Genomic DNA, 12,526 nt, shown 5'->3' with positions numbered 1-12,526 from the left:
AATCCTTATACGTTTGCAAAAAAAGATGAAAGTGTTCACAATGCTTAAATGTTGGTATGTCAACGTTGATTTAAATATATGTAAATAAAACATAAAAATTGTTAAATAAAAAACAAGAAAACCCTTGCAAAGATAGGGTGCTGTGTTATACTAATCACGTAAAAACTGTTACATAAAACAGAAATTTAGGAGGTCCATACAATGGAGCAATGGAATGGATTTAAAGGTACCAAATGGAAAGAAGGCGTAGACACTAGAGACTTTATTCAAAATAACTACACTGAATATCGCGGTGATGACAGCTTTTTGGAAGGCCCAACAGAAGCAACAGAAAAATTATGGGATGAATTGCAAAAGTTAAATGATATCCAATTCGAGCGTAACGGTGTCTATGATATGGACACAGAAATCGTATCAACTATTACTTCACACGATGCAGGCTATTTGGATAAAGATTTGGAAAAAATCGTCGGTCTACAGACAGACAAACCTTTGAAACAAGCATTCATGCCGTTCGGCGGAATCAATATGGCTAACAATGCGCTAAAAAGTAATGGCTATACACCAAACGATGAATTGACACATATTTTCACTGACTGGCGCAAAACACATAATCAAGGTGTATTTGACGCTTATACTGCTGAAATGCGTGCTGCTCGTAAAAACAAAATCATTACAGGGCTTCCAGACGCTTACGGTCGCGGACGTATCATCGGTGACTATCGTCGTGTGGCATTGTATGGAATCGACTATTTGATGGAACAAAAGAAAAAAGATCATGATATGACTGGTTATCATACAATGAGTGAAGAAGTGATTCGTTTACGTGAAGAAATCACTGAACAATATCGTGCATTAGCGCAAATGAAAGAAATGGCTGCGAAATATGGCTATGATATTTCTAAACCAGCTGCAAATGCAAAAGAAGCTGTCCAATGGCTATACTTCGGATATTTAGCAGCAATCAAATCACAAAATGGTGCTGCGATGTCAATCGGACGTATCTCAGCATTCCTTGATATCTATATCCAACGTGATTTGGATAATGGAGTAATCACAGAAAAAGAAGCACAAGAATTGATCGACCACTTAGTAATGAAATTACGTATGGTCAAATTCGCGCGTACACCTGAATATAACCAATTATTCTCAGGATTCCCTATCTGGGCTACTTTATCCATTGCAGGTATGGGATTAGATGGTCGTTCATTAGTTACAAAGAATGATTTCCGTCTGCTTCATACATTAACAAATATGGGACCTTCACCAGAACCAAACTTGACTGTTTTGTATTCTGAACACCTTCCAGAAGGATTCAGAACATATGCTAGCAGAATCGCTATCGAAAGTTCTTCGATTCAATTCGAAAATGATAATCAGCTTCGTGAACAATGGGGTTCTGATGATTGTGCGATTGCTTGCTGTGTATCAGGAACAGTTGTCGGAAAAGACATGCAATTCTTTGGTGCTCGTGCTAACTTGGCTAAAACACTATTATATGCCATCAATGGCGGAGTCGATGAAGTGACTGGCGCCCAAGTTGGACCAGAATATCGTCCAATCACATCAGAAATACTAGACTTTGAAGAAGTGAAACATAACTTCATGAATATGATGGATTGGTTAGCAGAACTATATGTCAATACGTTGAACATCATTCATTATATGCATGATAAATATTCTTATGAAGCAGCTCAGCTGGCTTTGATGGATTCTGACTTGCAACGCACATTTGCTACAGGTATTGCTGGGATTTCTCATGCGGCAGACAGCTTGTCAGCGATCAAATATGCAAAAGTAAAAGCAATCCGTAATGAAAAAGGAATAGCAGTTGATTTTGAAGTGGATGGCGACTTCCCTAAATACGGAAATGATGATGACCGTGCAGATGAATTAGTTTCATGGATCTTGGAATACTTCATGGGACAAATCAAACGTCATAAAACTTACCGCAACTCAAAACCAACAACTTCATTATTGACGATTACTTCAAATGTTGTTTACGGTAAAAATACAGGAAATACTCCTGATGGCCGTGAAGCTGGAAAACCACTTGCGCCAGGAGCAAATCCAAGTTACAATGCGGAACAAAGTGGGTTATTAGCTAGCCTGAACTCAACAGCTAAAATGAATTACGGCTGTGCATTGGATGGAATTTCAAATACCCAAACAATCAATCCTTCAGGTCTTGGAAAAGAACAAGATACAAGAATCGAAAACTTGCGTAATGTCTTAGATGGATACTTCTCAAAAGGAGCTTATCATTTGAATGTCAATGTATTCAGTAATGATTTATTGCGTGATGCAATGGAAAATCCAATGAAATATCCGAACTTGACGATCCGGGTATCTGGTTATGCAGTTAAATTCCGTGACTTGACAAGAGAACAACAATTAGATGTCTTGATGAGAACTTCACACGACAGAATGTAAAAAGTTCGTGAAAAAAGTTTTTCGACTTAGCGTCGAAAGGACGTTGAATAGCCATCGCATCAAAATCGAATAATCAGTATGCTTATTTGAAAGAAACGATTTACAGGGGCAGGACTTGTATGTTCCGTCCCTGTAAATTTTACACATAACGAAGCGGCAATTGCGAAAAATTTTGTTCAGAAAGCTTCGCTTCGACAGCTAACTTGTACTTAAAATGAAATCAAAGAAAAGATGTGAACTTAAATGGAAGAAAAAACAATCGGCTATGTTCATTCTATCGAAACTTTCGGTTCAGTAGACGGACCTGGACTGCGCTTTGTCGTGTTTATGCAAGGATGCCGCATGCGTTGCCAATTTTGTCACAATCCAGATACTTGGAATATTGGCGGAGGGAAAGAATACACAGCAGATGAACTTTTAGATAAAGCAGAACGCTTCAGACCTTACTGGGGAGATAAAGGTGGTATTACTGTTAGTGGTGGAGAACCTCTATTGCAGATCGATTTTTTGATCGAACTATTTAAAAAAGCAAAAGAGCGGAAGATGCATACTACATTGGATACATGCGGAAAACCTTTTACGTATGAAGAACCTTTCTTTTCACGTTTTCAAGAATTGATGAAGTATACAGATTTACTGTTATTTGACATCAAACACATCGATAATGAAGAGCATAAAAAACTAACGCATTGGGACAATGAAAATATTTTAGAAATGGCTCAATATTTGTCAAAAATCAACAAACCGGTTTGGATTCGCCATGTACTAGTTCCTGAGCGAAGTGATTATGATGAATATTTGATCCGACTAGACAACTTTATTCAAACCTTGTCAAATGTAGACAGAGTAGAGATTCTTCCTTATCATACGATGGGAAAATACAAGTGGGAAACACTTGGTTTGAAATATCCATTAGAAGGGATCGAACCACCTACAAAAGAACGTGTCGAAAATGCTAAACGATTGCTTCATACAGAAGAGTATACAAAATATTTAACGCGATAGGTCGCATCGGAAAGAAGATAAGTATTGCTTCTTTCCGTTTTTTTGCTATTATTAAATAGGAGAAATCACAAAGGAGCGAATGACATGTCAAAAATTTTAGTTTTTGGTCACCAAAATCCAGATACAGATGCAATCGGGGCAGCCATTGCGTTTTCACACTTGCAAAATGAATTAGGTAAAGAAACTGAAGCAGTTGCTCTAGGTACACCTAATGAAGAAACACAATACGCATTAGACCACTTTCAGCTATCTGCACCACGAGTAGTAGAGTCAGCTAAAGCAGAAAATGCAGATGTCATGCTTGTGGATCATAATGAATTCCAACAAAGTATTTCAGATATCAGCGAAGTAAATATTTTAGCTGTAGTAGACCACCATCGTATTGCAAACTTTGAAACAGCTAATCCATTGTACTATCGTGCAGAACCAGTTGGATGTACAAGTACGATTATTTTAAAACTATATAAAGAAAACCAAGTAACAATTCCTAAAGAAATCGCAGGAATCATGCTCTCAGCTATCATTTCAGATACATTGTTGTTCAAATCACCAACATGTACGCCTGAAGATGAAGCAGCTGCAAAAGAACTTGCAGCAATCGCTGAAGTCGATCTAAACACTTATGGACTTGAAATGTTGAAAGCAGGAACAAATCTAAGTGATAAATCAGCTGCGGTTCTTCTTGATTTGGATGCAAAAAGTTTCCCAATGGGCAGTTCCAACGTTCGTATCGCTCAAGTCAATACAGTGGACCTTAATGAAGTGATGGATCGACAAGCAGAGCTAGAAGCAGCAATGGAAGATGAAATGAAAGCAAATGGCTACGATCTGTTCGTATTAGTTGTCACAAACATCTTAGACAGTGATTCAGAATTACTTGTTGCTGGTAAAGGAAAAGAAAAAGTAGAAGAAGCTTTCCAAACAACTTTGACCAACAACCGTGCTTTGCTTAAAGGTGTCGTTTCACGTAAAAAACAAGTCGTACCTCAATTGACGGCTGTATTTAGCTAATCAAATGGTAGTATGAAGCATTCAAAATGAATGGATAAGCGATTGATATAAAAAGAAACATAGAACATACTAAAGGCCGAAGAAATGGAGGAGAATAACAGTCAATTATGACTCTTGTTCTTCCTCCTTTTTACGTAAAAGCCTTTTAAGTAATCTTAATTGTCAAATTAAGTTAGACAGATCATCAATACTTACGTAACTCAAAAATACTTCCAAAGGTGTTCGATAATCCAGTGATTTTCTAGGAATATTATTTCGTTTAGATGCGACAGATTGAATAAAAAATTCATCTACTGAATTGAAATCCATAGATTTCAATAAACCATCTCTACGTAACAATCCGTTAGAATTCTCGTTTAGGCCTCTTTGAGACGGCGTTCCTGGATCAGCGAAATAAATGGCAATATCATTGACATTACTGATCTGTTTCCAATTTGAAAATTCCTTTCCACAATCAAAAGTGATGGATTTGAATAGGTTTTTCGGTACAGATTCAAACCATTGATTTAATTTTTTTTCAATATCAATCGCTTGTCTACCACACGGTTTCAATGTGATGATAACTTTTGATAATCGTTCAACTAAGGTAATTACAGCACTTTTATGTTTCAGACCTACGATAGTGTCACCTTCAAGGTGACCAAACTCATTTGAGAATTGGCTATAATCCTTTTCACGTTCATGAATAGAGCGGCGGAAAGTTTGTTTTCCACGTCTTTCTTGATGTCCATTCGGTTTACGCTTGCCTTTCATCGGTAAGTCAGAAGAATCAAATAGCCCCTTTTTGAACATACGATAAATGGTACGAGCAGAACAACTAATAGGAAACGCTGCACGACCAACAATCACATCGGGTGTCCATCCTTGAACAACCTTTCTTTGAATATATTCTGATTGTTCCTCGGGTAAAACAAGCGGACGTCTACCACAGTTTGATTTGTTTTTCTTATACTGTTGATAATATTCTAAGGCTGATTTTCCTTGCTTGAAGAACAGATATACTTTATGGATCGTTTGTCTTGAACGATTCAAGCAATGGGCAGTTTTAGCAACAGATTGATTAATTTTGAAATAAGACTCTATTATTACAAGTTCATCCGTTGTAAGATGGGTATAGGTCATTTGTACTCACTCCTTATAATTCTTTGGTCGGAACTATTTTGAGTGTAGCACAAATGACTTTTTTAGTTGTCTAGCTTAATTTTACAATCGGCGTAAAATAAAACGGATAGAAAAGAGAACATATATGAACTATTATTATTCAAAAAATAAGGAAAACTTTTATCAAAAACTGACCGATGATCCGCTTTTTTCTTCATTGACCGATTATCTATATGAACATCGAGAACAAGAAACGATTCTAAGAGAATTGAAAAAAGAATTTTCGCAAAATAAATTTTCCCATTTTCTTGATCTATTGATCGATGCAGGATTAATCAAGAGGGAAGAACGAAGATATCATTTGAACTTTCCAATATTTGATCCTAAAGATTACTTGCAACAAGCCACTTCGGCTGCTGAAACCATAGCTGAACAATTGAAGAGACTCTCTGTTGATGAACAAAAATTAGCGATGGGAGAAGTTATTTGGGCGTATTGTTTCGAAGATGAACGGAAAGAAGCGTATTTTTATGGAGTAAGAAACAGCCGAGAGACAGAATTGTTGAGGACAACTGCAGGAAATGAGAAGTACCGTTTTATCACACTTTCCTCTATAGAACACTTCCCGCTTACTTTGGCTAATTACTTTTTTGTACAGAAGAATCAGCTTCCTGTAACGAAGGCATTCAAAGAATTAGCCGAACTTATTGGAGACGTAAATGAAGCGTACTTTTTTGATCAAATAGAAGTTATCGTTGACAGGATACGTAAGAATAAATATAAAAATCGCCGGCCTAGTATTTTCCATCAGTCTCTACTTGTGACGAATACTATAAAGGAAGAAGAATCATTCACATTAGAATTACCTATTGTCGAAAAAAACAATTTTGAGATTGAATTACCAACATTGGATCCTTCATTGACAATGGAGGAAACGGCCTTTCTTAAACGACAAATCTTTTCTGAGCTGAGCAAGAAATTTATACCGCATGCATTTTCTTATATCAAAGAATATAGAACAGTTTTAGTGAGTAAAACCTAAGAGAGCAGTAAGCAAAAATTATACTGACTCTTGCAGGAGGAGCCTTTCTCTTCCTTTATGGTTAAAAGAATTATTTGAGTATTTTGCCTATCTACCACCTATTGGATTCACTACATGGTCTGGAAACAAAGGAATGCAAAAAAATGGTGAGAAATGTGGAATGACAAAGGAAGTAGTGATAAGAAAAGTTAGATTTTTAAATAATCAATATTATGATTCAGTCAAGTATGGCATTTTATGGGAAGAACTAGCTGATTAGATTAGGAAGTCCATTTGATGATCCAGAATCACTAAGAAACGAATGGCGAGTCATTAATAATTTATCCAATCTTGGGTTATTCTTTTAGATTGAAGTGTTTAAAACTAAAAAAGCATTTATGAAGTCGTAATAGTCAGGCTTCAAAATGCTTTTTATTTTGTTTGTTTTTTCTTTGCCACATAAATACACCTAGACTGACGATGAAGAGCATATCCAACAGATTTCCTGCGACTTGGATCGTCGAAGGGTTGGTCAGTGGCATTAAAGCAAGGACAAAAAAGGAAAACAAGCTGTAAATAAAACAGGTGACAGGAACTAATCGAAAGAAGAGTGGACATTTCAATTGGCTAAAAATGAGCGAAAAAATAAAATAAGTAAAAATGGATAAAATCACGACTAAACCATTCATGATAAAGAAGAAAAGCGTATTGTGATTAAACGAATAAAAAAGAATTGCTAAAAAAGAAAACGTTTTAAATGCAATCAATACGCTTGAAGCTTCGTTTAACGTACCAGGATGTCGATGAAAAAAATAGGCACCGAAATAAACAGAAAACAGTAAGCCGCAAAGAGAAGACAAAATCAAAAAAAACGGATTTTCTTCGGCTTCTGTGATATCAGAATGATCCAAAAGCAACCAGCCTAATGCACTAGAAGGCGCATGTGAGGTCTTAAGGTATGAATAACATAGAAAAAATAAGATCGTCAAAGTTGCAAAAAAAGAGCCTAAATGTAAAAAATTAGTGGTTCTACGTTGAATTTCCATAATATCTCCAAATTAAATTGATAAGTATATAAAGTATAATAACAAATTGATGAGTATATGTCGATGTTTTTTAATCAAAATAATAAATAAAAACTGTCTAACATTTAAAATTTAATTTAGATATTAGACAGTTTTTAAGTTTGTGAGTTATTTTCCTTGTCGTTTTCTCACTTTTTTAGTCCAGAAACCACCTGAAATATATTTTGGCTCATAAGAAATGATAAAAGCACGCTCTTCGATTTCTTTGATCAGGCGATACAGTTCACGTTCGCTTTTTCTAGGAGAAAGTATTTCGAGAACTAGCCGCTCACCTTCCAGCCCCATTGCAGAAGTCTGTGTCACACCATAACCGTGTTCTCTCAGTATACCCGGCAAACTTTTATCTTCTGCGCTATTTGCTGGCAAAATCGTTGTGACCATGATGTATCCTAATGCCAATTTGTCTTCAATTAAAATTCCGACACTGATACCTACTGCGTAACCTAACGCATAGACAAATAAATTCAGTGGATTATCTAAACGATCTAAAACAAGGGATAAGCCGACGATATAAATCGTGATCTCGACCATACTGACAAGTGGAGCAATCAGTCGATAGCCTTTCATTGTCAACATGAAACGTAACGTGTTCAGAGTGATATAAGCAAAATTGATGAGGAAGATCATCCCCAACATTTTTGGATCAATCATTTGTAAAACTCCTTTCATTTATATAACAACAATATCAAAAAAAATCGTAAGTGAAGAAAAATTGAAACTTTATACATACAAAAAAATGATAAAATGATTATAATAGAATTATAAAGATAGGTTAGGTGATTAAAATGAAAACGGTCAATCGTGTGTTTTGTGCCAGCCACGTGCTAAGTCTCCTTCTCAGTATATACTTAGGTGTCTATTCGATTCAACAGCCAATTGAGGTAGAGAACATTGTTTTTCAGATGTCGCTGACAGATGGTTTAATTTTAAGCGTTTTTTTCTTTTTGATACTGTTTATTGGTAATATTTTCGGTAGCGTTGCCAGTTTTTTGAATTTTTCTATTTATCCACTCCTTTCGTTAGCATTAGGAGTGGTGGGACTTTGTTCTCTGTGCTTATTTCCCGAGCCATTCAGTCCTGCATTTATATTATTTGGTACACTGAACCTGTTCCAGACAACTGTTGGAGCATGGTTGCTATGGCGATCAGGAAATTTAATGAAAATAGGTGAGTAACAATTGAATCCAATTATATTGAAACGTTCTGTCCATCATATTCCAGTGTTAGAAGTTGTTCTGAAAGAATTAAGAGAGGAACGTATTCCCGTTGTCATCTATTATCACGGATGGCAGACAAGTAAGGAGTTAGTTTTGACGCAAGGAAGAAAAATTGCGCAGCAGGGCATTCGTGTGATCCTGCCAGATGCGATGAATCATGGGGAGCGCAAACAGCCGGTTTCTTCTATTCCATCCTATACATTTTGGGATAGTATCTACGGAAATCTGTTTGAATTTGACACACTTATCAAGCATTTAGAAAAAAGAGGTCTTCTACATGATCAGCTTGCAGTTGGCGGGGTTTCGATGGGGGGAATGACAACATGCGCCTTGTTGGCTAAACATCCTCATATAGTAGCGGGCGTGTGTTTGATGGGTTCCCCTGCACCTTTGGAATATGGAAAAGAAATCGTAAGGCGCGCATCGGAATATAATTATGTCGTACCAAAAGACTATTTTGATTTGATTTCATGGGTTAAGAGCTATGATTTGTCATTGCAGCCGGAAAAGTTAGCTGGACGTCCTCTGTTCTTTTGGCATGGACAAGCTGACGAAAAAATCCCTTATATACAAACGGAACGATTTGTAGAAAAAAATCGGCATAAGTCTTACGGAAAAGAAATTGTTTTTCGTTCCTCAAAAACACAGCGACATATGGTACAAATACCACTAATGGAAGAAGCTTCCACTTTTTTAGCAAAAAATTTGATAAAAAAGTATAAATAATTGAAACGGAAAATCACTCATGACGATAGAGGATTTTCCGTTTTTTATTTTGGGCTATAATAAACTCTGTTAGGAAAATTTGGTATAATTGATAGTAAGAATGACAACATGTTAGAAAGGAAGAGAGCATGCCCACTTTAGCAGATGTTGCAAAACGTGCCAATGTTTCAAAAATGACGGTCTCTCGAGTCATCAATCATCCGGAACAGGTGACTGACGAATTGAAAGAGTTAGTTTTCTCAGCAATGGCTGAACTGGATTACCGTCCAAATATTGCTGCAAAAGCACTTGTCACGAATCGGTCGCAGATCATCAAATTATTTATACTGGAAGAAATCGACACAACTGAGCCCTATTACATGAATTTGCTGATGGGAATCGCTAAACGGATCGGTAAAGCGCATTATTCTCTCCAATTAGTTACAAATGATGCCTTCGACGTCGGTTCTTGTGATGGATACATCATCACAGGTGTCAGAAAAAAAGACTTCGATTGGATCGATCGTTTGGAAAAACCAGTTGTCTTGTTTGGGGAAAATTCTGAAGGATATGATTATGTAGACAGCGATAATGAATATGGTACAGCAAAAGCAACGCAATATGCCTTAGAAAGAGATTATCAAACGATTATTTATATCGGTATCGAAGTGGACGAGCCTTTTGAAATTTCAAGGGAAACTGGTTATTTATCTGTGATGAAGGAAGTTGATCTTCCTAGTAAAATCTTGCGGTTTCCAAATCATTCGACAGAAGTAGAAAGATATATGACAGAAAACTGGGCAGATTTTACAGATAAAACTTGTTTTGTATGTAGTTCAGATCGGCTAGCACTAGGAGCAGTAAGAGGGATTATAAATGCTGGAGGACACTTGCCCGAAGAATTTGGTGTGATTGGATTTGATGGGGTATTTTTAGACCAAATCAGTTCACCTAAATTGACAACGATCAAGCAAGATATTATACGTATGGGTGAAGTATGTGGAGAAATGTTGTTAAAAAAAATAGAAGAAAAAGGGGCGAGTCAAGGTTATCGTCGTTTTTTTCCTGAACTAGTTATCAGAGAGACAACGAATTAAGTCTTATTACTATATATATATTTATGAAATTCATCGCTATTTTCTTAAAATAATCAGCGCATTGCTACTGAAAACAATGAATCTGTGCTATTATTGAGAAAAGTTCCATTTTTGAGAAGGATGGTTTGAATGAAAGAAATCAGACGAAAACATTTCCGTTTTCCTGCGTACGATGATGAGTTAGGCGTAAAATTAACCAACGACAAGAAGCGAGTATTATTTGACGGACAAGAAGATCTTTTGACTGAACAGAATCAGTCCCCGTTTGAGCAGATGAAAGAATTTCATTTCACGAACACGAACACCGAGAAAATCCGTCGCAAGCGTCGTGCAACAAATGGATTGAAGTCAGCTCCGCGTAAGGAAAATTTGGAAAAGCATAAAGGAAAATTACCGGATTATACCGGCCATTACCAATCAGAAATCACATCGACAGGACGAAAAAAACTTTTTGGTGATTCCTCTCGTTCTGTCAGACAAAGTGAAACAAGGACAGAGTCCAAGCATACTACACGAAACGCATCTGTTGACACGAAGGTGCGGGAGCGTTCTTATTTTGTTCCTAAATATGTACCCGCATCGATTATCCCAGACCCTAGAGAAAGCAAAATTTCTGAGGATCATTTAATCGAATCGATGAAAAAAACGGATGACTCTTATCTGTTGTTCGATACAGAACCGACGCCGTATCAAGAAAAAAGAAATGGGGAGCCGTCTGTACGAACATTCAATCGAACAAAAACGTTAGAGGAAACAAAGCAGTCAGAAGAAAAAAAATCGAAAAAAAGCCATGGTATCTTAGAACGCTCATTACAAGGATTGATCGATGATCAAGGAAACTCTTTGGGAGAAAATAGCTATTTTAAATAAGTGATATACAAATTTATATTCGGCTACAGTTGGAAAGGAAACGCTGCGGCGTTTCCTTATTTTATACTCTATCCGAAAGTTTATATCGTATCCTCAGATTTTTTTGAGTTTAAGCGAATTTTTTCTCCCAATAAGTAAGAAAATAATGGCAAAATAAAAAAACAAACTATTTTCGCAGATCGTTTGCAAAAATAGTTTGTTTTTTATTTTTTTATAAAGAAGATTTTACTGAATAATATCATTTTAGTTTACATAATGATATTTCTGTAAATTAAATAAAGTAGTGAAAAATAAGAATCAGTGCTCTAACTGTTCAAGAGGATCAAGTGGTTCAAATGTTTCTGTAGTCTGTTTTGCTTCCAATTGGGGCAAAACAGATCCAATTTCCAGATACTTCACTTTATTCAATGTATAAGATAGAATAGAACAGCTAAGTAATGTATACAGAAAATGTGTGAGATCCAAATAAAGCAAGGAGACAACTAAAATACCAAAAGTAATCAAGAAAAGACTTTTGCCAATCTTAATATGAAAATATTTTTCAATGGCTTGATAAATGATATCTGTTCCGCCTGTGCTTCCGCCGAATCGAAAGACGAGACCGCAACCAATGCCAGAAAGAATACCTGTCATCAAACTATTGATCAGTAGACTATCTACAGCAAAATGTATATGAAGGCTCTCCCATAAATGTAAAAAGAAAACTAGCGCAAATGTTCCGACGATCGTCCGGAGAAAAGCGTGTTTTCCAAAAAGAAACAATGAGATAAGCAATAAAGGTAAATTAAAAAGCAGTGAAGTGACAGAAGGAGCGAATCCAAAAAGATTATGCAAAAGCAAAGCAATACCAGTAACCCCACCATCTGCCAGCTTAGATGGAATATTGATTCCTGTCACAGCTAATCCGTAGATTCCTGCGCCTAAAATGATTCCGCACAATTCTGTAAATAAATTTAATTTTTTCATTTCTAGCCTCTTTTC

The 12,526-nt window shown here is 36.3% G+C and carries 13 protein-coding genes; 9 read left to right on the top strand and 4 right to left on the bottom strand.

The features are described 5' to 3' along the window. The first annotated feature begins 201 nt into the window (after nucleotides 1–201). The 3 genes from pflB to IGL70_RS07660 all read left to right on the top strand — a co-directional run bounded on the left by pflB (nucleotide 202) and on the right by IGL70_RS07660 (nucleotide 4,449). On the top strand, nucleotides 202–2,433 hold the full coding sequence (gene pflB / locus IGL70_RS07670; protein WP_002289265.1) for a formate C-acetyltransferase: 2,232 nt from the start codon (nucleotides 202–204) through the stop codon (nucleotides 2,431–2,433). Nucleotides 2,434–2,676: 243 nt separating this feature from the next. Beyond that, entirely contained in the window at nucleotides 2,677–3,438 is a 762-nt protein-coding gene (gene pflA / locus IGL70_RS07665; RefSeq protein WP_002289264.1) for a pyruvate formate-lyase-activating protein, read from the top strand. Nucleotides 3,439–3,522: 84 nt separating this feature from the next. Beyond that, a complete protein-coding gene (locus IGL70_RS07660) occupies nucleotides 3,523–4,449 on the top strand; it encodes a manganese-dependent inorganic pyrophosphatase (RefSeq protein WP_002289263.1) in 927 nt (308 codons plus the stop codon). 162 nt (nucleotides 4,450–4,611) lie between these two features. On the opposite strand, the gene IGL70_RS07655 is transcribed toward IGL70_RS07660, so the two are convergent. Next, entirely contained in the window at nucleotides 4,612–5,571 is a 960-nt protein-coding gene (locus IGL70_RS07655) for an IS30 family transposase (protein ID WP_002336308.1), read from the bottom strand. Nucleotides 5,572–5,695: 124 nt separating this feature from the next. On the opposite strand from IGL70_RS07655, the gene IGL70_RS07650 reads away from it, so the two are divergent. Then, on the top strand, nucleotides 5,696–6,592 hold the full coding sequence (locus IGL70_RS07650; protein ID WP_002324666.1) for a DUF1803 domain-containing protein: 897 nt from the start codon (nucleotides 5,696–5,698) through the stop codon (nucleotides 6,590–6,592). Nucleotides 6,593–6,725: 133 nt separating this feature from the next. After that, the gene (locus IGL70_RS07645) at nucleotides 6,726–6,851 is read left to right on the top strand and encodes a GNAT family protein (RefSeq protein ID WP_002296999.1); all 126 of its coding nucleotides are present in this window, start codon (nucleotides 6,726–6,728) and stop codon (nucleotides 6,849–6,851) included. Between the two features lie 133 nt (nucleotides 6,852–6,984). On the opposite strand, the gene IGL70_RS07640 is transcribed toward IGL70_RS07645, so the two are convergent. Together IGL70_RS07640 and IGL70_RS07635 are read right to left on the bottom strand one after the other, a co-directional pair. Continuing rightward, complete coding sequence (locus IGL70_RS07640) at nucleotides 6,985–7,617, bottom strand: hypothetical protein (protein WP_002289266.1); 633 nt, start codon at nucleotides 7,615–7,617, stop codon at nucleotides 6,985–6,987. Nucleotides 7,618–7,764: 147 nt separating this feature from the next. Beyond that, a complete protein-coding gene (locus IGL70_RS07635; RefSeq protein ID WP_002289260.1) occupies nucleotides 7,765–8,307 on the bottom strand; it encodes a DUF2179 domain-containing protein in 543 nt (180 codons plus the stop codon). Nucleotides 8,308–8,441: 134 nt separating this feature from the next. On the opposite strand from IGL70_RS07635, the gene IGL70_RS07630 reads away from it, so the two are divergent. From IGL70_RS07630 to IGL70_RS07615, 4 genes are all read left to right on the top strand, one after another. Further along, the gene (locus tag IGL70_RS07630) at nucleotides 8,442–8,831 is read left to right on the top strand and encodes a hypothetical protein (RefSeq protein ID WP_002297001.1); all 390 of its coding nucleotides are present in this window, start codon (nucleotides 8,442–8,444) and stop codon (nucleotides 8,829–8,831) included. Between the two features lie 3 nt (nucleotides 8,832–8,834). After that, entirely contained in the window at nucleotides 8,835–9,599 is a 765-nt protein-coding gene (locus IGL70_RS07625) for an alpha/beta fold hydrolase (RefSeq protein WP_002289259.1), read from the top strand. Between the two features lie 128 nt (nucleotides 9,600–9,727). Next, a complete protein-coding gene (locus IGL70_RS07620) occupies nucleotides 9,728–10,675 on the top strand; it encodes a LacI family DNA-binding transcriptional regulator (protein ID WP_002289258.1) in 948 nt (315 codons plus the stop codon). Nucleotides 10,676–10,804: 129 nt separating this feature from the next. Continuing rightward, nucleotides 10,805–11,545 (top strand): hypothetical protein, encoded by a 741-nt coding sequence (locus IGL70_RS07615; RefSeq protein WP_002289257.1) that lies wholly within the window; start codon nucleotides 10,805–10,807, stop codon nucleotides 11,543–11,545. A 297-nt stretch (nucleotides 11,546–11,842) separates the two neighbouring features. Here IGL70_RS07615 and IGL70_RS07610 read toward each other — a convergent pair whose 3' ends face one another. Further along, nucleotides 11,843–12,511 carry a YitT family protein gene (locus IGL70_RS07610; protein ID WP_002297002.1) on the bottom strand — a complete coding sequence of 223 codons (669 nt, stop codon included), beginning with the start codon at nucleotides 12,509–12,511 and terminating at the stop codon, nucleotides 11,843–11,845. Nucleotides 12,512–12,526: the final 15 nt, after the last annotated feature.

Origin of the sequence: Enterococcus sp. DIV0901a, from assembly GCF_051711525.1 — a bacterium.
In the GTDB taxonomy this organism is placed as follows: domain Bacteria; phylum Bacillota; class Bacilli; order Lactobacillales; family Enterococcaceae; genus Enterococcus_B; species Enterococcus_B faecium.
This window is presented reverse-complemented; position numbering and strand designations above follow the sequence as displayed.